A 22,126-nucleotide genomic window follows, 5' to 3' on the forward strand; every position below is an offset into this window, starting at 1 on the left:
TACCAAACTGTTTTATCAAACTCTCAAAAGTGAAGTGTCCGGCTAAATAGGACCACCCCAGTCTAATCCAGTCTACCTTTCTTTAGTAAGGAGAGGTTAGGCTACTCCGTAGCTTTAGATCACTTACCTCACTGAGTTATTTAGTCAATGTTTCTTCTGTACAAGGCTTTAGTATATTGTCATTTTTACCACATAGTAAATTTAAAATAAAACATATAAAATTAAGTGGAGATTTATGTGGATATTAATTTTTAAATATCTGAATATGATCAATTTATAAATTCACTAAGTTAATCAAACGGAACTAATGAAAACTAATTACTCAACTTTGCCACAAAGGGTACTGTACGTATTACTAAGTCTATTGCCAACAGTAGTAGTAGCACAAAATAATTATGTAGCTACGACCCCAAGTTCAACAACTCCTGGTGTGTTCAACACATTAGTAGGTGTCAATGCGGGACAGAATATGTCTTCTGGTGGCACATTCAATACCTTTTTAGGCGCTCAAGCTGGCAATGGAAACACAACCGGTTCACAAAACACGTTCATAGGCTATCAGGCCGGGTATGCTAACTCAACTTTAGGAAATAATACATTCGTAGGTTATAAGGCAGGCTATGCAAACAGTATTGGTATCGCTAACGTTTTTGTTGGTAGTGAGGCTGGCGTGGCTAATACTACTGGTCAAGGAAATATGTTTTTAGGGCAACAAACAGGGTCCAGTAATACAACGGGGAACTACAACCTATTTATAGGAAATTCTTCCGGTGCTGGTAATACGGCTGGATTAGGTAATACGGCTATCGGTGATGGATCCTTACTACACAATACAACAGGTCAGCGTAACACGGCTATTGGTCAATATGCAGGTGTTAATAATAATGGCAATTATAACGTGATGATCGGTTTTGCCGCAGATGTATCTTCATCCTCAGCTACTATTACCAACGCCGTAGCTATTGGACCTTATGCTCAAGTAAATCAGAGTAACAGTATTGTGCTGGGCAATGGAGCTAATGTGGGGATCGGTACTTCAGCCCCGGCCAATAAACTAGAAATTACGGCCGGAACGACCAATAAGTCAGGACTACGCTTCACTAATTTAACTGGAGCATCTAATTCACTAGTTAGCCTGTCAATTAGTCTGCAAAACCCAATAGTCAAAGTACTAACGGTAGATAATAATGGCGACGTAGTGCTGGCAGGCCTAGGAGTGAACTTAGGCTTAGGCTCCCTACCTGGCGGGCGCCTAAGTGCGGATGCAGGACAATTAACAGGAGCACTTCCATGGTCACTAAATGGATCGACAATTCAGTCAAATAATGATAGTCCAGTAACTATAGGTGGTAACATCAATCGACTGCCAGCTGGTTATAAGCTATATGTTGCCGGAGGTATTTTGACAGAGAGGGTAAAGGTAGCGATAAAGGACTCTGGTGAATGGGCCGACTATGTATTTGAGGATAACTATAAATTACGTAGTCTAAGCGACGTTGAGAGCTATATCAAAACCCATAGGCATTTACCAGGCGTACCTTCAGCCAATGATGTGGCTAAGCAAGGTATTGATGTGGGTAAGATGGATGCCAAATTATTAGAGAAGATTGAAGAGCTGACTTTGTATATGCTTGAGCTAAAGAAAGAAAATCAAGAAATGAAGAAAGCCATAAATGAACTTCTTAATAATAAGTAACATGAAAAAGTCATTAGCTTTCATTTGTTTTTGGTTCACGAGTCTTCTGGCCCTAGCCCAGAAAGAAGATCTGACTCGCACACTGGCAGCCACTTACTATCCACAACCTTTAGAGCAGGCAGTTAAGTCATTAATTGCCAGTAATATTGTATCGGTTAGTCAGCAAGTTGAATATCGGGCAGGGAAATCTATTTTACTCAACCCTGGGTTTGAGGCTAAGGCTGGTTCCATATTTGCTGCTCATACAGAATACACGGCTATTAACTTGGGGGATGGCCACTCTGACCATTTATTAATAAAGACCTATCCTAATCCGTTTGTTGAAAAAACAACTATTGTTTATCAATTAGCAAGTACTGCCGTCACTAATCTATTTATTAGCGATGCTGAGGGTAAAGTAGTAGGTAGGCTGGTAAACAATCAACTTCAACAGGCTGGCCGTTATGAAGTTGAGTGGCTAGCCGATCAGTTGCCTACAGGCGCTTATATATGTACGTTAGAAGCAGGACAGCAACATATATCTAACCGCCTAATTAGGAAGTAAGCGCTGGTAGCTATTAATGATAAGCAAAATACACTAAGTCAAAGGTAATGAAATTTCATTAAATCTTCTGTCCTTTGACTTAGTGTATTTTGGTCTCAAGTGTGTAGAAAGCTGTTAATAAGAATGACACTTTTTCTTTACGCTTAATATGGGTACGAAGGATCGCTTCGATTCATAAGGAGAATTTTTTAATCAAATTTTGGCGATTTGAAACAGGTAACTGCTTATTCCATCGGGCTTAAGTAAAATTCTCACAGATTTTTCATCAATACAGGAATAAATAAACATTTTAAAATTATTGACTAGTATAACGATAATTGAATCGCCGGTCTGGAGCATTATCGCCATTGGTAAAAAACTCGCTTATACTGTTTAATTTCTGAATGTTATCAGCCCAATGAAAGTCTATATTAATCTTATTATTAGCCTTCCGAATGAAGGTTAATGGTACACCGATCTCGAGTTCGTTATTCGTATACTTGACAGTTGTAGTGGCTATAGGTTTCCAGAACTTACCTCCCCATTTACTAATTGTTGATTTATCTCCTTTTATTGTCTGATTTATTAAAAGATCATAACCTGCCCAGCCAGTTTTGGCTGATTGATCGGTGTCAATAAATAGCAACATCCAGTTTTTATTGGTTGAAGGGGTTAATTTGTCGACTGTTTTGACATAGAAATAAGCAAAATTACGATCATGGGTTACTATACTGTGAGTAATATCATTACGCCCCGTATTATTTACATAATAAATCTTATTGTCAGCTCTAAGCCAGTTGCGATGCATCGTATCACCAATAGGGTCAACAAACTCTGGCTTTACACCAGTCCATTCTGTAAATTTTCCGTCAATTGTAATTGTGCGAGCAGGAGTAGCTAATTCAGGAGTGGGTAGGCCCTTGAATCGGCGGATATTAGCAACCATTTGGTAATAATAATTGTCTGTATAACCGCCTTTCATAGGGTCTATGTCTCGATTATATTCTTCATTATATAAATCAACAAAAAATGTTTGTCCTGATTTTAGGGGTTTACCAATAAACTTTGTTTGCGTTATTTTTGCGACTGAATCTGTTTGCTTGTTTATAAAACGTTGCCCAACCCATTCATTCCATCCTGTAATGAAAACTACCGATGGATCTACTTGTAAAGCACGTTTCCATTGTTCATCAAAATATAATCCTTGGGAAGTTTGAGTCGTAATATTTTGCTTATTTAATATTCCTATATGACCCTGCCGATAGCTCTTACCTATATTGTTATCAAATGGATGACTGGCAACGGCCACCGGTATTTCTTCTGGAATAGTATGATCTTTATCCCATCCATAATTTTGGGGAGTTCGATCGAGCCACTGCCAGTGGTGTGGTTCATTACGGCTGTTTGTCCAAGCCCAGCTATATCGCCAGGTAAAGAAATCTCGGATATTAGGATCGGTCATTTCTTCTATCTTCCCTAGTACCAATGGCTTCCCCTGCCATTTGAACCAAAGTTCGGAATAACGATTATGTGCATAGAATTGCCGATAGATAGTCGTAACAGTCTCGGCACTTTTTGTATAAGTAACGAAGCATATATAGGGTGTAGGAATTCCTTTATGGCGCATATCTATCGATATTTCACAGAGTTTATTAACTACTGATAGATAAGGATCAGTATTAGTTGCATCAAAAAAAAGTATGTCAATACCTGCTAGAGCCAGCAACTGTAGATTACGTCGAATGACCCAAGGGTCATCTGCCTTGAAGTAACCAACTTCAGGTTCACCCCACCAATGCCAGGTATTTTCTGGACCGTAATTCGGGTTAGTTGGATTCGCTTTTGTTAAAGCCGATATATCATAAACAGCTTTATCATGGTATTGCCCGTGTAAAAGGAAATAAAAAATTCCTGCATATTTATTTCGCTTAAATTTACCGGTAGTGCTATATGTAGGCAAATTTCGCCCAGCTCCGTCTGTTGCAACCCAGTTAGCACTTATTGGTGGGAGAATAGGGGAACCCATTTCCTGCTCTTGATTAACTACGGATATGTCGTTAGTAAATCCGACCAAAAAGGGTAGAGAGCTTATCAAGCTAAGCAGTAGCATACAGAAAAATATGTATTTCATACATTATTAATAATTTAAACTTGTAAGAAAAAATTCTCAAGAAAAATAGCTTTTAGGGCTATTATACACTTTCATTATTTATCTAATTTTGGTGAAAAGTGATTTGTTAGATTCTAGAAGATGGACAGATTTAGCTTTTTATTGAAAATTTAGATCTACCCCAATATCTTTTAAGGCTATAGATCTAAGTTCCGATGTATTTAATTAGTTAAAAGTATTTCAAGGCAAGGCATCAAATCATTAGAAAATAGGTGTTTCTTAAAGAATGCTTAGCTCTGAACTAATTATATTTAGAATGTTTTTTAGTTAGTCATATTCTTTTCTCACTTACAAACGACTATAAAATCGCCCGAATCAATATTGAGTCAGCTTTTGAAATAGTCTTCCCAAATTGGACTGAAGAAACTAGAATGCTTCAACGCGCTCTAGTAATCCACTACAGTATGTCCCTCAAGATATCCAGCATCGGACTTCAATCCTTTTAGAAATAAATTGGGAATCCCTTCTGCGAGCAAAAACTGGGTTTATGGACATACCAAATGAGCTTTGTGGTTGTATTCTGTAACGGTTCATTTACAGCTCTAATTACATTTAGTCTAACAGTTGTTAATGTGTACTAATTAAGGTATTTGGTCGCAAGTAAGTTTAAGAATAACGTAAAAATAGTAAGTATATATAGAATCTTAAATTAGATTTTTATAGAATCATATCAGCGTTTTGCCAACTTGTGCTTTTGTGCTAATATATTTGCTGAACACCCCAACCCCAGTGGAATTGCCTTTAAATAGTTAATTAAAAAATAACTTAGAAGAAAAAGATATTCTCTGTTATTTATAAACAACATGGCATCTTGTGAGTTTTTAGAGTAAAAAGCGCCTTCCTTCAACGTGGTTTAATTCTGGTAATACTCGTAGAAAGTTAGGCTTTATCTTCTTTGTTTTGATCACTAATCCTTTTTTGTGTAGATCATGAGAAAAGTGTTTACAAACGGCTGGAAAATCACTTTATTGGTTTGGTTAGTAATTAGTGAAGGGTATTCCCAGATACGCATAGGCCCATCTTCTGGGACTATAGTCAGTTCTGCGTCGCTTCAGGTCATTTCAGGCCCTTATAGTTTAGGTAGTCCATATAGAGGTTTATTACCTCCAATTGTAACTACTTCATTACGAAGTCAAATTCAAAGTCCGGCTACCGGGCTGCTAATTTACAATAGTAGCACTAATCAGATTGAAGTAAATACAGGTAGCCCTAGTGTCCCAATATGGACAGCGGGAGGAGCCGCCAATGGTGCTGGTAACTCTTGGAATTTAAGCGGAAATGCCGGTACAACTAGTGGTAATTTTCTTGGAACGTCGGATAACACTCCTTTATATTTTAGAGTAAATAATCAAAACTCAGGCCGAATTGATCAATTACAAAATAATGTTGCTTTGGGTTATCTTGCCTTTAGTAGTGGAGCAACTGGAACAGGTAATACAGCTTTGGGAACTCTAGCATTGGCCAGTAGTACAAGCGGTAACTATAATACAGCTTTAGGTTTGCAGGCCTTAACTAGCAACACTAGTGGTACTGGTAATACAGCTCTAGGAACTGTTGCACTACTTTCTAATACCACTGGGCAGAACAACACAGCTTCGGGCTACAGATCTTTGTATTCAAATACCACCGGACAGGGTAATACCGCTTTAGGTTCAGTTGCATTAATGACCAATAGTAGTGGAAATAACAATACCGCATTAGGCACAGTTGCCTTAACGAGTAATACAACAGGAGCTAATAATACGGCTTCAGGGGCGGGTGCCTTACAAAAAAACACTACAGGTTACGAAAATACTGCAGTAGGTTCTAATGCGTCCGCTACGAACACAACTGGTTATTCAAATATAGCTGTTGGTACAGATGCATTGTATAACAATTTAGACGGGCATGATAACACCGCATTTGGTGGCTCCGCCTTGTTAAATAATACAAGTGGACCAGGAAATATGGCATCGGGTAATCTAGCCCTTAGACTTAACACAACAGGAGCTAATAATACGGCTTCGGGAACTATTGCTCTGCAAAATAATACGACAGGTAGTTATAATACAGCGTTGGGTTATAATTCAGGCCCTTCAACTGGAAATCTAAATAACGCAACTGCGATTGGGGCAAATGCAATTGTTAATGCCAGTAATCAAATTGTATTGGGTGATAATAGTATATCCTCACTTCGGTGTAATGTGCAAACTATCTCTACTCTTTCCGATAAACGTATTAAAGAAGACATTCGGGCTAATGTTCCAGGACTGAATTTTATAACTAAGCTTAACCCTGTTACTTATCATATTAACAAGCTTAAGGAAGCTAAGTTATTAAGTTATTCGGTAAGCAATATTAAAGATGATACTGTTTTGCACAGCGGTTTTTTGGCTCAGGATGTTGAAGCGGCAGCTAAAGAAGTAGGCTATGATTTCGAAGGTGTCCGTCAGGAAGAAGGTGGTAGGTATTACACCTTGGGCTATACTCTATTTGTCATGCCGTTAGTTCAAGCGGTAAAAGATCTTAACGCTGAAGTAGAAAAACTTAAAGATAAAGTGCTTGCAAATGAAATGGCATATAAACAATTAGCCGATCAGGTTAAACGAATGCAGAATTTGATTGGGGTATCGCAGGAGGAAAAAAGTGCAAAAAATGGAGGGAATAATAAAATACCCCATTAATTACTCTAAGGATACGTAGAAATCTAATACGTCTTTCCTCAACAATGCCCTGTTTAATTCAATACTTCATTGTAAAAATAGAACTAATCTAAATTTAGTATGAGGCCTACTATTTACTACCTTATCGTTCTTTGCCTATATATGAAACATATACAGGCCTTGGGACAGATTATTGATGTACCTGCGGGAAGTCCATTAACTATAAATAGTAATATTAACCTGCCCACAGGTTATTCATTACAGTATAATGCGCAGACAATTCTTAGGGGACCGGTCGCTGGGTCTTTTAATACATATTTAGGAATTGAATCAGGCAATAGCACACAGGGAACCCAGAACACATTCATTGGTTATCAGACAGGGTTTAGTAATACAGGTGGAGCAAACACTTTTTTAGGATATCTGACGGGTCGATCTAATACCTCTGGCACAGGTAATACCTTCTTAGGTAATCAGGCAGGTAATGCAAATACCACCGGCCAAGCTAATGTCTTCCTTGGTTCGCAGGCAGGTTTTAATAACACCACAGGTACAGGTAATCTATTTTTAGGCCAGCAAGCGGGCTATAGTTCCATTGGATCTTATAATCTCTTTATGGGAAATGCCGCTGGCAGTGGAACCACTACCGGATTAGGTAACACTGCTATCGGCGATGGCGCTTTATTACATAATACTACTGGCCAACACACTACAGCCATTGGGCGATACGCAGGTGTTAACAGTAATGGCGACTATAATGTATTAATTGGGTTTGCAGCTGACGTAAATTCAGGGAATACGGGAATTACAAATGCAGTTGCTATTGGAGCATATACTCAGGTGAACCAAAGTAATAGTATTATACTAGGAAGTAATGCTAGAGTAGGTATTGGTACATCTGCTCCTCAAAATAAATTAGAAATTACTCCGGGTACAGCCAACCAATCAGGCTTACGATTAACTAATTTAACCAGCAACTCACCAGCGAGCGCTTTAAATCAGAATAAGTTTCTAAGCGTAAATTCTAGTGGTGATGTGATTTTGGTTAGTAGTGGGTCGGCCCGATTGGGTGCAGAATTGTGGACAGCCTCTGGAGAATATGTACAGACTACTAATGGAGAAGGCGTAATTATTGGTAGCAAGATGAGCCGAACTCCAACTGGTTATAAATTATATGTAGAGGATGGTATTCTTACAGAAAAGCTAAAAGTGGCGGTGAAAAATACTGCTGACTGGAGCGACTTTGTATTTAAAGCTAACTACAAGCTTCAACCTCTGAAGCAAGTGGAGCAATACATTCGAAAGCATGAGCACTTGCCAGGGGTGCCGTCAGCTTTGGAAGTAGTTAGCCATGGGCTAGATGTGGCTAAGATGGATGCTCAACTGCTGAAGAAAATAGAAGAGCTGACCCTATATAGTATTCAATTGGAAAAGGCTAACCAGGAGCAACAAGCGATCAATAAGCAACAGCAATTAGTGAACCAACGGCTTCAGGCGGAAATAGAAAAGCTGAAGAAGCGCTTTAATTGATTTGACGTGGTACAGCCAAGTTCCTTAACCTGGTTGTGCCACGTCAAAAAACAAACATTGGTAGCTCCCTGCCGAAAATACGATAAAACCTCATAGGCTATAGAAATTCGACTAGTTATCATTACCACAGTTTACGAAGTCAACAACAAGTTTATTCAAGATAAATATTTGATCTATCTTTGAGTGTAAATTCAGTACAGATCAACATTATAATGATTATTAGACAGTATATACTCTGGTTATTTATTGGTTTTCTTATAATGAACGCTGATGGAGTTTGGGCTCAGAACAATTTTTCATTTGTCAACAGAAATGTATTGATAGGTAACTTGTCCGGTATTCAAAATACGAGTGGTACCAATAATGTTTTTGTTGGTTTTCAAACGGGAGCAGTTAATTCTGTTGGTACGGGTAATACATTTCTAGGTTACCAAGCGGGCTATATTAATACATCTGGTACCGCAAATGTTTTTATTGGTAGTCAGGCTGGATTTAGTAACGGTACGGGAACTGGCAATATGTTCTTGGGCCAGCAGGCTGGTTATAATTCTACAGGCTCTTATAATTTATTTATGGGGAATGCTTCTGGTAGTGCTACAACCACGGGAATAGGTAATACGGCTATTGGAGACGGTTCTTTATTACGTAATACCAGCGGTCAACGCAACACAGCTATTGGCCAGTACTCGGGCGTTATTAATAATGGAAATTATAATGTGATGATTGGATTCGCGGCCGATGTATCTTCCTCTACTCCAACCATTAATAATGCTGTAGCTATTGGTCCTTATGCTCAAGTGAGCCGAAGTAATAGTATTATTTTGGGTAATGGTGCAAATGTGGGTATTGGTAATACAGCTCCTGCCAATAAACTGGAAATTACTCAAGGTACCTCAGGTAATAGTGGATTGCGTTTTACTAATTTGACTAATGCAAATACGGCTGTACGAGCTACTAATGATAGATTTTTGACTGTAGATGAGTCAGGTGATGTTGTTTTACGCCGAGTTGATCTCTCGCTACTTAGTATTTCAATTGGAGGCCTTCGAACCGCAGCATATCCTTGGACACTTAATAATGAAATCATTCAATCTGAAAATAGAATAGTTTCCATAGGTGATAGTAGTATGGATATACCAAAAGGGTACAAGCTATATGTTGCTGATGGAATTTTAACGGAAAAGATAAAAGTTGCTGTACAAAATACAGCACAATGGAGTGACTATGTATTCAAAGATGGTTACCAACTGAAGAGTTTAGATGAAGTTAGGCTCTTCATACAAGCAAATAAACATCTGCCAGGCGTACCTTCTGCCAAAGAGATGACGGAGCAAGGTAATGATTTACATCAGACAGATGCTAAATTGTTAGAAAAAATTGAGGAGTTAACCTTATACAGTATCCAATTACAGCAGGTCAATAAAAAGCAGCAAGCTGATATTGACGAATTAAAGCAATTAGTTAAGAAGCTTATTGATAAAAGATAATAATATAAGATATTGGTGACATAGGCCGTTAGCTGATTAATTAGACGCCAAACTGTGGGCAGGCTATTTATATTCAGTTAGTTGCAATATATTTGAGAGAAATGCAATCTTTCATGCGAAGGCAGTTTGTTCTTTTGGCTAAATTATTGTAAGAAATGATTAATTGTTATTAAGCTCGTCTAGGGCGAAATGTTTAGGTATATTAAAAAAAAGAATGAGTAGAGTTTTTAACGTTATATTTACAAGCCCTTTATCAAGATAAAGGGCTTGTAAGGCTAATCATTTCCACTTAAACAGTGTCATTAGGCTTAAAATACCTGATTTTCTACTTTACGACCAGATACCTTTCGAATTCAATAACTATATGTTAAAGTGGTTATTAAATTATTTAGAATAATACGGCATAAATTTTGTGACGATTATCCATGAAAAAATGCTTTTGCATAGTTTTTTGTGGATAAATACCGGTAATTGTTCTTTATAAACTAAATACAACCGAACGCTGGTGCCTTTTCCTAATAATGTTTTACTTATAAATCTATTGAACGTGAAAAAAATATTACTAATACTTAGTTGCTGTTCGTTGGCCTTGACAGGAGTTGCCCAAACGAATTATGTGGCTACTACACCATCATCAGCTACGCCTGGTTCTGATAATACTTTAGTAGGAGTAGGCGCTGGCAATCAAAACATGAGTGGTGCCAGTAACCTATTTATTGGTCGTGGGACAGGTATACAAAATATGGCAGGCACCAAGAACGCATTTTTGGGTGCTTCTGCTGGTAACCAAAACACATCTGGCCAAGACAACTCATTCGTAGGATATAGCTCAGGATTTAGTAATAATACTGGAGCTCGGAATACATTTGTTGGGTCAAATGCAGGTTATACCAATGGAGTGGGATATAATAATGCATTTATAGGTTATAATGCGGGTTATTTTAATACTCAGGGTAACTATAATGCTTTCTTTGGTAGTGGAGCTGGTTATGTCAATACGCAGGGAAGTAATAACACTTTCATCGGGGCTGATGCGGGAAGCGCTAACACCACCGGAATTGGTAATACCTATTTAGGTTCATTGGCAGGTTCTGGAGGAAGTACGGTTTCGCAAAACACATTTGTCGGAGCAAATACAGGTACGACTAATACAGGTACAGCAAATACTTTCATTGGTTATCAAGCTGGTCTAAATAATCAATCTGGTGGTTTCAATGTATTTGTTGGTTCATTAGCCGGAACAAATAATACTACTGGACTTGGTAATCTATTTTTAGGCCAGCAAGCAGGTGGCAGCAATAGTATTGGCAACTACAACTTATTTATGGGAAATAGTTCTGGTAGTTCAAATACGTCTGGATTAGGTAATACTGCCATCGGAGATGGCGCTTTGTTACATAATACCACTGGGCAGCATACTACAGCCATTGGCCGATATGCAGGTGTTAATAGTAATGGCGACTATAATCTATTAATAGGGTTTGCAGCAGATGTGGCCTCTACCTCAGCTACAATCACTAATGCAGTAGCTATTGGGGCCTATGCGCAAGTAAATAAAAGTAATAGCATTGTACTAGGTAATGGAACCAATATAGGTATTGGTACATCTGCTCCAGCTAATAAATTGGAGGTGGTGAGTAGCACCACAAATACATCTGGCTTACGATTGACAAACCTTAAGTCAACGAGTCCTGCAACAATTTTGAGCGCAAATAAATTTTTGACAGTTGATACCAATGGTGATGTAGTACTAGGCAGTACTACGGGTTCAGCTCGGATGGCAGCCGATGACGCAAACTGGGTCATTGATGGTGATAACTTGCGTAATGATAACAATGGAGGTGTTGTTATAGGACCTGGAGTAGCGCAAACCCCAGTCGGTTACCGTTTGTATGTTGCCGACGGTATATTAACAGAAAAAGTAAAAGTAGCTATAAAGGGTACCGATGCTTGGTCAGACCGTGTTTTTGATCAAGGATATAAACTGCGTAATTTACAAGATGTTGAGACATTTATTAACCGTGAAAAACACCTGCCTGGTATACCCTCAGCCGAAGAGGTTGTGAAAGAAGGTGTAGATGTAGGACAAATGCAATCGAAACTGCTTGAGAAAGTTGAAGAATTAACACTTTATGTCATCGAATTGAAGAAGCAAAACGATGCGTTGAAGCGGAAAAGTGCCCAATTAGAACAGCGAGTTAATAAACTTCAACCTAAAGCCCGTAAGTAATATGCGACTTTTATTCCTACTTATGGGTTGTTGTTTGGCCATTAATGGGATGGCACAAGCTCCTCAGCAGAAATTGCGTATTCAAATAACCTACGAAAAAGCAGGTCAGTATTTAGAACAGGCAGTAGAGACAATAGAAGCTATAAATATTGTTGGTAAAGCTGCTCATGTCGAATACCAAGCGGGTCAATCAGTCACTATGTTGCCTGGTTTTGAAGCGAAAAATGGCAGTACATTTGTTGCACAGATAAAAAGCGTTGAGATAAATAGCGAATCTGCACTCCAGCTGACAGCCTATCCTAATCCGTTCCAACAATCAACTACTATCAAATATTACCTTCCTGATGATGGAATTGTAAATTTGTGGGTCATCGATACTCAAGGGAAAATTATAGGACAATTAGTGAAGTCCGAAAACCAATCTGCTGGACAGCACAGTCTGGAATGGACGCCATCTGCTCTGAGCGATGGTATATATATACCAATAATTGAATCTAATCAGAAAAAGGCTGTCACTCGTATAGTCAAAAAATAGCCCCAGAAAAATAATAACACCCTAAAGACTCGCATTCAGTATACGCGTCTTTAGGGTGTTATTTATTAGCCAATCGAGACTGCTCGCTGAACTATGTCACAGGTGAATAACAGGGTAAAACTCTAACTTTCACCATCATAACCAATAACACGATTGAAAAGTATCTCTTTTTAGTTACGCAAAGTGACTAAAAAGAAGAGGGCGTTTTCAACAGATGTGGCCTTACAAAAGTTGATTTATCTAACCATCCAGGATTGGCAGGTCAAATGGAAACGACTTACAATTGGAAAGAAGTAATCAAGCAGTTCAGCATAATATTTGAGAAGCGCGTTAAATCACATCGCTTCGGCTAAAATTCTGCTGACACAGTTCAGCGTGCATCCCCCTCCGTATTAACTTACCAATATAGCTATTAACATATTGGATTTTTTTAAGACGATAATTGTCACTAATTTGCCAGCCGGTTTTGAACCGTAAGATAATATTCGTATTATCTCATAAGTTTGATCTATTATTTTTAGTGTAAATAGCTGACAATACTATTGCATGGCTATAATGAGTAAATCTAAAGGGAATGAGGCATCGCTATTCCATACTGTTGTTTCCGCTCCATGTAATCGTTGATTTCTTGGGCCTTAATATTGCTTTTTTAGGTGCTTACTGGATCACGTTTCGTAATTTAGAAGCTGTTGCGGAAGCGCCCTATGCATCACTTTGGTGGCTTTTCAATATAATCTGGTTAATTGAGATACTAGCATTAAAACCCTATATATACCCTCGGCAATTATTTAAATCTGGTCACTTAGTACGGCAACTTCTTTTGTTGACCTTTATTCATGTTGCTATTATTGCAGTTTGCTGGATCGCGATTCAAGGCTATTATTATTCTCGCGAACAGTTATTGGTTACTTATATAATCTTTTTGCTTCTTGGTATAGCTATTCGAATTGGTGGCGTATTTTTTCTTAAGGAATACAGGGCAAGAGGGTATAATAACCGACGTTACATTGTTGTCGGTTATGGTAAATTAGCAAACACAATTCGTGCATTCTACGATGCACATCCAGAAATGGGCTTCCACTTTTGCGGCTATTTTGATGAATCTACTAGTGAAAATGCTGGATACCTTAAAGGAGGATACGAAGGCTTAGTAGACTATATCCGCACTAATCATATTGATTGCGTTTATTGTTGTATGCCTTACATGGATAATGAACGACTAAAATATATTGCAGAAAAGGCTGAAACATTTGATTATCAAGTGAAAATTTTAGTGGATTTCAGAGGATTCTTGGCGCGGAGCACATCGATTGAATACCATGATGTATTACCCGTTCTAAATCTCTCCACCGGTCTACTTACTGATTTTCGTGTAAGTATATTAAAACGATCATTTGACATCATTTTCTCGTTGCTGGCATTAAGTTTAGGGCTACCCTTATTTCTGCTAATTGCAGTTATAACCCGGATAACATCAGTTGGGCCAACCTTTTATGCACAGGAACGAATTGGGCAAGGAGGAAAACCTTTCAAAATTTATAAGTTTCGTAGTATGTATGTAGACGCTGAAAAGACTGGGCCAGTGCTTTCAGGTGGACTGCTTGATAATAGAATTACACCTTGGGGGCGATTCATGCGTAAAACTCGTCTTGACGAAATTCCTCAATTTTATAATGTATTGATTGGAGATATGTCTGTAGTTGGGCCGAGACCAGAGCGACAGTACTTTATTGATCAAATTGTTGAAGTTGCTCCAGAGTACCGATCTCTATTAAGTGTAAAGCCTGGTATTACATCTATAGGTCAAATCAAATACGGCTATGCCGCCAATATCGATGAAATGGTTCAGCGATTGCGTTATGACTTGCTCTATCCTAAACGTCGTTCCTTCCTTTTCGATATGTGGATTATTGCCCAAACTCTTCGGGTAATGGCACAGGGTCGTGGCAAGTAATTGCTATTGACTGACAAATGACCTAATTACCCTATTCTCTATGAGATTTTTATTTTTGCGGATTTGGTATGGAGTAATTGCCATTGCCAATTGTACATTAATTTATGGGCAACGTATCAATCAATATCAAGTAGAAGTAGGGGGCTTAGCTTCATCAGCGCAAACGCCGTTTTGGCTGCGTGCCAATCAATATGGAACAGTTCCTCTTCAGAATCCAACATTACGATTAAAGGCTGCTCTTCGCTCTGATTATCATCCCAAAGATACTACTGGTTATAGACCGAAAACGGACTGGGGTTATGGATTGGATGTTGTTACTAACGCAGGGGCAACAAACCAGTTTATAATTCCAGAAGCGTATGTCAAAGGTCGCGTTGGTGCTTTTGAACTCTACATTGGTCGCCGAAAAGAGATTGTTGGATTGGTAGACACTCTTCTAACAACAGGTGCCTATGCCTGGTCAGGTAATGCGCTGCCTATACCTAAAATCCAAATTGGTCTGCCCACTTATACTGCAATTCCTTTTACCAAAGGCGTAGTTTCTATTATGGGAGCTTTCGCGCATGGCTGGTTTGAGAACTCTGACCGACTAGTAACGGGGTCTTACCTACATCAATTTTACATTTATGGTCGAATAGGAAAACCTTCATGGCGTTTTAGGTTATATGGAGGCTTTAATCATGAGGTAATATGGGCAGGTCAAGCAGATCCTACTATATTAGGTCCAATTGTTGCTGTAGACGGAAAATTGCCATCCAATATTCGTTATTTTCCCGCAGTTGCTTTTGGGACCAGAGGAGCCGACTATATTAATGACAAAAGCATTACTTCATTTGAAGATAACCGCATTGGTAATCACTTAGGCTCACTTGATCTTGCTGCTGATATAGATTTAAATAATTGGAATCTTTATGTGTATCGGCAATTTCCATATGATGATGGTTCTTTGTTTTATGGTACAAATCTTGAAGACGGTCTAAATGGGCTACGCATAAAGAATCGGGTAAACCCAACTGGATCAAACTTTTTTTTACGCCAAATTACCTTTGAATATATGTTCACTGGTAGCCAGGGAGGAGACGTATTCATTCTTGAAGATCCTCAGCGACGAGGCCGGGATGATTATTTTAATCACAGTCAGTTTATCGATGGATGGACTTATTTTGGCCGTACGATAGGCACCCCTTTTCTTACTCCGCAGCAGGAAGTAGATCCATCATTACCCCCCCGATATGGCATTGCTAATAATCGGGTTAGTGTTTACCACATAGGCCTGAGTGCATTAGTGTTCAATAAAGTGGATATGACGGCCCGCCTTTCGTTTAGCAAAAATGCAGGCACTTATGCAGTCCCTTATCTTACAATTCCATCGCAATTTTCGGGATTACTTACAGCGGCTATACCACTAAATGTATTTGGTGGAACAGTACTGAATGGTTCCATCGCCGTTGATGCTGGTGATCTGCTACCGAATAGTGTAGGCGTTTATATTGGTTTGAGAAAGTCGGGCGTATTAAGTGGCCAACGTTCCGTAATTATTTCTCCTCGTCGCGGATTTTAAGTAACCCATTACTATCGAGACCGTTAACAAATTTTCACGTTATTTTAATAGAAAATAGAGGTGATATCTTCAGCAAATCCTAGTTTTGCTGTAACTTGGTCAGTATAATAACTATGAAATAACGTGCGCGAGGATGGTGTGGACGAATAAAATTTGGAGTTGGTTAAGTATTTTGATTGTAACTGGAGTTGGAATTTCATGCGGACAGGATTCCCAAAAAAATCTGAACCGGTCGGTGAAAGAAATGCGTACCTGTGCTGATGGACAGATATTTACCTCAAATGAGGAAATGACTATTCGCCGGCAGATTAACGCTGATAAGAAATCTCAACAGATTGATGAGATATTTCAGCAGAAAGTACGCGGTGGCTTAAACGGGAATGTGCTGGTAGCCCAGAAAGGCATAATTCTCTATAAGCATTGCTTCGGGTTAGGCCATTTTGAGCGTAATCAGCGGGATACTTTAGTGGATGATTCGAAGTTTCAACTAGCCTCGCTCTCGAAAACATTTACGGCCGTCGGTACACTAAAACTGATTGAGGCTGGCAAGCTGAAATTTGAAGATACGATTCAAAAGTTTTATCCTGATTTCCCATATCACGGTATTACAATTCGTGAGTTGCTAAGCCATCGTAGTGGCTTGCCAAATTATCAATATGCCTTCGACGATAGTATGAAGGTGAACTTTTACAAAAAGGAAAAACCTTACCCATCCAATGCAACCATAATGCACTGGTTTGCAACTGTGAAGCCAACGCCTAAAGCCTATAATATTCCTGGCCGGGGTTTTAGTTATAGTAATACGAACTATATGGTATTGGCCTCTATCATTGAGAAAGCAACTGGCCAAAGCTACGAGACGTTTATTCACAAGACTATCTTTGAGCCGTTGGGTATGCACCAAACCTTTGTGGCGACAACCAAGAACGACTCAATCAATCACCATCGAACAGCAGGATATCAATGGAATCGCCGGATTCCGAAAGATTACTATGATGATGTTGTTGGCGATAAGGGTATTTATTCTACTACGGGTGATTTATTTCGATGGTATAGAGCCCTAAATGGTGATTGTTTATTGCCGAAAAAACTACTGGCAGAAGCATTTGTTCCCCGTAGTTTCGAACGGAAAGGAGCTAAGAATTACGGGTATGGCTTTCGTATGATGCTGAATGATACCAATCAGCCTGAATATATTTATCATTCGGGTTGGTGGAAAGGGTATAATTCGATGTTCTGGTTTAGCCCCAAAGATGAATACGTTATTATTATTCTTGGAAATCGTTATAACACAACAGTTTATCGCGTAAAAGAGCTAATCGATGTACTACACGGAGGTTCGAATGATACATCGTCCGATTCTGATACAGAAGTAGAAATATGAGTAGAGCCGACCAACAGGTCGGCTTTTTTAGTTTTTAACTGAGTCTCTATCTGTATAGCTGTTATTTTTATGCGTGCTCTCCTTTTTAGTATGATTGTTAGTGCTCTATTACCGCAAATCGCTTTAGCGCAGGAAGTAATCAAGCTTTGGCCAGACGAAGCTATTCCTAATGCAATTTCAGGAGCTAAGATTACGGAAAAGTCAGAAACGGATGCCAATGGTATTCTTCGAATTAGTAACGTATCGGTTCCAACTATAACGGCCTACTTACCTTCGAAGGCGAAGATGACAGGGGCTGCCGTTATGATTTGTCCGGGTGGTGGGTATGGAATTCTGGCTGCCAGTCATGAGGGATCTGATATAGCGCACTGGTTCAATGAAATGGGAGTGGCCGCCTTTGTCCTAAAGTATCGTTTGCCCGATCCTGCAATTATGACTAATCAGCAAGAGGTGCCGCTGATGGATGCCATGCAGGGAATGGTACTTATTCGTCAGAATGCAACTCGGTATGGGATTGATCCGACAAAAATTGGCGTGATGGGTTTCTCGGCAGGCGGCCATCTGGCATCGACGTTGGCTACGCATTACAATCGCGGAGCTAAAGCCAATGAATTGGCAAAACCGAACTTTGCCATTTTACTTTATCCGGTAATAACCTTTGGCGAGAAAGCACATACCGGCTCTCGCGATAAATTGCTGGGGAAACTAAATACATCCCCAGAATTGGTCGCTTATTATTCCAATGAGTTGCAGGTAACAGCCCAAACTCCACCCACATTCCTGGTACATTCCGAAGATGACAAAGCTGTGCCAGTTGAAAATAGTATTAGTTTTTATCTGGCTTGTTTGAAAAATTCAGTCCCTGCCGAAATGCATTTGTACCCAACTGGTGGACACGGTTATGGAATGCGTACAGCTAAATTTGGGTCGCTCAACACTTGGCCAGATGCTTGTAAAGCGTGGTTGACGGCTTTAACGACTCCAAAACCGTAAGTAAGTTATCATCATACAAAACCACCAACGGCCTGATTAATCAGGCCGTTGGTGGTTTTGTATATACTGGCTAACGAATTGAAATGACATATTAACGCAATATGCCTGTTGAGAATTAGATGTTAAGAGTTAGTGCTGAGAGGAGTAGAATAAGTTGATATTATGGCTCGTCTGAAGATTCGAGAGTGGAGCTCTTAAGCACAAAAAAAAGCATCCGGTAGACTACCAGATGCCTTTCTTGACAACACTATTAACCCTTCAGTAGATTAGCGTGAAGTTTTTGTAGATTTCTTCTTGTCTTTAGCGGCTGGAGCAGCAGCAGGAGCAGCAGCTGTTTCCGCAGCAGCGGCAGCCGAAACTACTTCACCTTTCAGGTAAAGAACAGCTTGGCCAGCTTCAGCGTTGCTGGTTACCGTTACCGATTTGTTGAATGGACCAGCAGCGGCAGCATTAAAGGTAGCCGATACGGTACCCGTTTTACCTGGCATAACTGGTTCACGAGTCCAGCTTGGTTTTGTGCAGCCACAAGATGCCTGTGCATCATTGATAACAACCGGATCAGTACCTGTATTCTTAAATTCAAATACGTACGTTACTGGTTTACCCTGCTCAACTTTGCCAAAATCGTGCGTTTCTTTCGCAAATTTCAGAACTCCCTTCTGGGCGTAGCTAACTGCGACTAACACAAATAAGGCTACGAAAAGTGAAAAAATTTTTTTCATTGGACTAAACGGAATTATGATTTGGTTGTTAAGATGCTTACCCCTTACAAACCCCAATCATAGCAAACACTTTGCCAATTCTTGCAGGTTGTTGTTCGGTTAACAAAGAAACTCAAAAAATCGTTTTTTTGAAAGCTGTCTTGTTTTAGCTTACTTTTACTTTCGTTTGGTAATCGAAGTATTCGGTTCCAACCACTTCATCGATTAATTGATTGTTTGACGATTTCAATCCGTAGCTCTGTTGTGATAGCAAACGAACAACTCCGCTCGACTGATATTTTAAGTCGTGAAAAAATCCTGTCGGATTACCGGTTGGCGTATGAAAGTCGTCAAGCGAGTCTGCTAGGTCGTCGTGATGTTATGGGGGGCCGGGCTAAGTTCGGCATTTTTGGCGATGGAAAAGAACTCGCTCAGCTAGCTGCTGCCCGAGCCTTTAATCGAGGTGATTTCCGATCGGGTTATTATCGGGACCAGACGTTTGTTGCCGCTTTGGGCGAATTGCGCTGGCCGGAATTTTTTGCCCAGCTTTACGCGCATACAGACCTTGATGCCGAACCCAATACTGGTGGCCGCTCCATGAATGGTCACTATGCCACTCGTTGGCTCGACGATCAGGGACTTTGGCGAAACCAAACTGAACTTTATAATTCTGTCTGTGATATTGCACCTACGGCCGGACAAATTCCACGTTCAGTGGGGTTGGCCTATGCCTCTAAGTTGTTCCGAAATAATCCTGACCTAAGCTATCTGACGAATTTTTCGCATAACGGCAACGAAATCGTTTTTGCGACCGTTGGCGACGCATCGACATCACAAGGGATGTTCTGGGAGACGATCAACGCAGCGGGCGTATTACAGGTGCCACTGCTTATGTCGGTTTGGGACGATGGCTACGGTATTTCGGTGCCCGTTGAGTATCAGACAACAAAAGGAAGTATTTCAAAAGCGCTGGCTGGCTTTCAGCGTGACGGGAATGATAAAGGAATTGAAATTTTTACGGTAAAAGGCTGGGATTATGTTGGATTGGTCGAAACCTATCAGCAAGCAGCCCAGATTTGCCGTGAAGAACACGTTCCGGTGCTGGTTCATGTACAGGAGCTTACTCAGCCACAGGGGCATTCAACATCAGGTTCGCACGAGCGCTATAAGTCGAAAGACCGCCTGGATTGGGAGGCTGAGTATGATTGCAATCGGGTGTTCCGGGAGTGGATTCTGGAGAATGGATATGCTTCTGAAGAAGAACTGGACGTAATTGAAACTGAGGCCAAACAAATTACCAAACAAAGCCGTATTGAAGCCTGGAATGCGTTTCAGGATTCGATGAAAAGTGATTTTAACGAAGCCATTGATTTGCTTCAACAAGCGGCTCGGCATAATTCGAAATCTGCCGAATTGATGGCGATCCGGGAAGAGTTGCGTAAAACAATTAGCCCAATTCGTAGAGATGCGGTAACTGCTGTTAAAAGGGCTCTCCGTTTGCTACGGACCGATACCGGTGGTGCCAACCAGCGATTGAAAGCTTGGTTAGATCGTACAAATGCCGAGAATTATGATCGCTTTAGCTCGCATTTATATAGTGAGTCGCCTGATTCACCTATGTTAGTAAGGGCAGTTCCGGCCACATTTTCTGACGATAGTTTACACCTGGATGGTTATCAGATTCTTCAGCGTTATTTTGAGAATTTGTTTTCCCGCGACCCTCGTGTTGTAGCCTTGGGCGAAGATGTTGGGAAAATTGGTGACGTAAATCAGGGTTTTGCCGGTTTACAGGAGAAGTTTGGCGAACTACGCATTACAGATACGGGTATTCGGGAAACAACCATTATTGGTCAGGGTATTGGTTTGGCTATGCGTGGTTTGCGGCCAATTGTCGAGATTCAGTATTTCGATTATGTTTATTACACGCTGGCAACCCTCACCGACGATTTAGCAACGCTACTCTATCGCACCAAAGGCGGACAGAAGGCCCCGCTTATTATCCGAACGCGCGGTCACAGACTGGAAGGGATCTGGCATTCTGGTTCTCCAATGAGTGCTATGCTGGGTAGTTTACGTGGATTACACGTTCTGGTGCCTCGCAATATGACGCAGGCGGCAGGATTTTATAACACGCTTATCAAAGGCGACGACCCGGCGTTGCTCATTGAATCTCTAAACGGCTATCGGCTTAAAGAATCGTTACCCAGTAATCTGGACGAGTTTTGCGTACCGTTGGGAGTTCCCGAAATACTTCGTTTGGGTACCGATATAACGGTTGTAACCTATGGGTCGATGTGCCGGATTGTGATGGAAGCCGCAAACCAGTTAGTGCCGCTGGGCGTGAGTGTAGAGGTTATTGATGTACAGACACTTTTACCTTTCGATGTGCATCAAATCATTGTTGAATCTATTAAAAAAACGAATCGGGTTCTTTTTGCTGATGAAGATGTGCCGGGTGGCGCTTCTGCCTATATGATGCAGCAGGTACTTGACGGTCAGAACGCGTATCGTTATCTGGACTCGGCACCACGAACGTTATCGGCAAAGCCGCATCGGCCACCTTATGGTTCGGATGGAGATTATTTCTCGAAACCAAATGTTGACGATGTAATCGAAACGGTTTATGAACTCATGAGCGAATCCGATCCAGAACGGTTTCCGCCAATTTAATTTTGAATGAGTGAATGATAGAATGAGTGAATAGTACACGCTGATCGCTA

The 22,126-nt window shown here is 40.2% G+C and carries 14 protein-coding genes and 1 pseudogene; 13 read left to right on the plus strand and 2 right to left on the minus strand.

Annotated elements, in window-relative coordinates:
- Positions 1–307: 307 nt before the first annotated feature.
- On the plus strand, positions 308–1,696 hold the full coding sequence (locus ACYVGR_RS16960; protein ID WP_460958758.1) for an autotransporter outer membrane beta-barrel domain-containing protein: 1,389 nt from the start codon (positions 308–310) through the stop codon (positions 1,694–1,696).
- A 1-nt stretch (position 1,697) separates the two neighbouring features.
- A complete protein-coding gene (locus tag ACYVGR_RS16965; protein ID WP_460958760.1) occupies positions 1,698–2,240 on the plus strand; it encodes a T9SS type A sorting domain-containing protein in 543 nt (180 codons plus the stop codon).
- 295 nt (positions 2,241–2,535) lie between these two features.
- Here the strand turns inward: ACYVGR_RS16965 and ACYVGR_RS16970 are convergent, their stop codons facing one another.
- Positions 2,536–4,350, minus strand: a complete 1,815-nt coding sequence (locus tag ACYVGR_RS16970) for a hypothetical protein (RefSeq protein ID WP_460958762.1) — start codon at positions 4,348–4,350, stop codon at positions 2,536–2,538.
- A gap of 968 nt (positions 4,351–5,318) precedes the next feature.
- Between ACYVGR_RS16970 and ACYVGR_RS16975 the strand changes: the two genes are divergently transcribed.
- The 10 genes and pseudogenes from ACYVGR_RS16975 (at position 5,319) to ACYVGR_RS17020 (ending at position 18,705) form a co-directional block, all read left to right on the plus strand.
- Entirely contained in the window at positions 5,319–7,052 is a 1,734-nt protein-coding gene (locus ACYVGR_RS16975; RefSeq protein ID WP_460958764.1) for a tail fiber domain-containing protein, read from the plus strand.
- Between the two features lie 141 nt (positions 7,053–7,193).
- Positions 7,194–8,561, plus strand: coding sequence for a TMF family protein (locus ACYVGR_RS16980; RefSeq protein ID WP_460958766.1), 1,368 nt, complete (start codon positions 7,194–7,196; stop codon positions 8,559–8,561).
- A gap of 212 nt (positions 8,562–8,773) precedes the next feature.
- Positions 8,774–10,048: a hypothetical protein gene (locus tag ACYVGR_RS16985; RefSeq protein WP_460958768.1), complete on the plus strand. Its 1,275-nt coding sequence runs from the start codon at positions 8,774–8,776 to the stop codon at positions 10,046–10,048.
- 547 nt (positions 10,049–10,595) lie between these two features.
- Positions 10,596–12,278, plus strand: coding sequence for a cell division protein ZapB (locus ACYVGR_RS16990; RefSeq protein WP_460958770.1), 1,683 nt, complete (start codon positions 10,596–10,598; stop codon positions 12,276–12,278).
- Positions 12,279–12,327: 49 nt separating this feature from the next.
- Positions 12,328–12,813 (plus strand): T9SS type A sorting domain-containing protein, encoded by a 486-nt coding sequence (locus tag ACYVGR_RS16995; protein WP_460958772.1) that lies wholly within the window; start codon positions 12,328–12,330, stop codon positions 12,811–12,813.
- Between the two features lie 174 nt (positions 12,814–12,987).
- A pseudogene (locus tag ACYVGR_RS17000) lies at positions 12,988–13,166 on the plus strand (IS256 family transposase); the annotation flags it as partial.
- Between the two features lie 221 nt (positions 13,167–13,387).
- Positions 13,388–14,767, plus strand: a complete 1,380-nt coding sequence (locus tag ACYVGR_RS17005; protein ID WP_460958774.1) for a sugar transferase — start codon at positions 13,388–13,390, stop codon at positions 14,765–14,767.
- 40 nt (positions 14,768–14,807) lie between these two features.
- Complete coding sequence (locus tag ACYVGR_RS17010; RefSeq protein ID WP_460958776.1) at positions 14,808–16,328, plus strand: capsule assembly Wzi family protein; 1,521 nt, start codon at positions 14,808–14,810, stop codon at positions 16,326–16,328.
- A gap of 244 nt (positions 16,329–16,572) precedes the next feature.
- The gene (locus ACYVGR_RS17015; protein ID WP_460958778.1) at positions 16,573–17,712 is read left to right on the plus strand and encodes a serine hydrolase domain-containing protein; all 1,140 of its coding nucleotides are present in this window, start codon (positions 16,573–16,575) and stop codon (positions 17,710–17,712) included.
- A 69-nt stretch (positions 17,713–17,781) separates the two neighbouring features.
- Positions 17,782–18,705 carry an alpha/beta hydrolase gene (locus ACYVGR_RS17020; RefSeq protein ID WP_460958780.1) on the plus strand — a complete coding sequence of 308 codons (924 nt, stop codon included), beginning with the start codon at positions 17,782–17,784 and terminating at the stop codon, positions 18,703–18,705.
- A gap of 266 nt (positions 18,706–18,971) precedes the next feature.
- Here ACYVGR_RS17020 and ACYVGR_RS17025 read toward each other — a convergent pair whose 3' ends face one another.
- Positions 18,972–19,427 (minus strand): DUF1573 domain-containing protein, encoded by a 456-nt coding sequence (locus ACYVGR_RS17025; protein ID WP_460958782.1) that lies wholly within the window; start codon positions 19,425–19,427, stop codon positions 18,972–18,974.
- Positions 19,428–19,670: 243 nt separating this feature from the next.
- On the opposite strand from ACYVGR_RS17025, the gene ACYVGR_RS17030 reads away from it, so the two are divergent.
- A complete protein-coding gene (locus ACYVGR_RS17030) occupies positions 19,671–22,076 on the plus strand; it encodes an alpha-ketoacid dehydrogenase subunit alpha/beta (RefSeq protein ID WP_460958784.1) in 2,406 nt (801 codons plus the stop codon).
- Positions 22,077–22,126: the final 50 nt, after the last annotated feature.

This window comes from Spirosoma litoris, assembly GCF_054776755.1.

Excerpts from the sequence above, each read along its gene's own strand:
- ACYVGR_RS16960 (WP_460958758.1), top strand. The coding sequence starts at position 308 with ATGAAAACTAATTACTCAACTTTGCCACAAAGGGTACTGTACGTATTA.
- ACYVGR_RS16965 (WP_460958760.1), top strand. The coding sequence starts at position 1,698 with ATGAAAAAGTCATTAGCTTTCATTTGTTTTTGGTTCACGAGTCTTCTG.
- ACYVGR_RS16970 (WP_460958762.1), bottom strand. The coding sequence starts at position 4,350 with ATGAAATACATATTTTTCTGTATGCTACTGCTTAGCTTGATAAGCTCT.
- ACYVGR_RS16975 (WP_460958764.1), top strand. The coding sequence starts at position 5,319 with ATGAGAAAAGTGTTTACAAACGGCTGGAAAATCACTTTATTGGTTTGG.
- ACYVGR_RS16980 (WP_460958766.1), top strand. The coding sequence starts at position 7,194 with ATGAAACATATACAGGCCTTGGGACAGATTATTGATGTACCTGCGGGA.
- ACYVGR_RS16985 (WP_460958768.1), top strand. The coding sequence starts at position 8,774 with ATGATTATTAGACAGTATATACTCTGGTTATTTATTGGTTTTCTTATA.
- ACYVGR_RS16995 (WP_460958772.1), top strand. The coding sequence starts at position 12,328 with ATGGCACAAGCTCCTCAGCAGAAATTGCGTATTCAAATAACCTACGAA.
- ACYVGR_RS17005 (WP_460958774.1), top strand. The coding sequence starts at position 13,388 with ATGAGGCATCGCTATTCCATACTGTTGTTTCCGCTCCATGTAATCGTT.
- ACYVGR_RS17010 (WP_460958776.1), top strand. The coding sequence starts at position 14,808 with ATGAGATTTTTATTTTTGCGGATTTGGTATGGAGTAATTGCCATTGCC.
- ACYVGR_RS17015 (WP_460958778.1), top strand. The coding sequence starts at position 16,573 with ATGCGTACCTGTGCTGATGGACAGATATTTACCTCAAATGAGGAAATG.
- ACYVGR_RS17020 (WP_460958780.1), top strand. The coding sequence starts at position 17,782 with ATGCGTGCTCTCCTTTTTAGTATGATTGTTAGTGCTCTATTACCGCAA.
- ACYVGR_RS17025 (WP_460958782.1), bottom strand. The coding sequence starts at position 19,427 with ATGAAAAAAATTTTTTCACTTTTCGTAGCCTTATTTGTGTTAGTCGCA.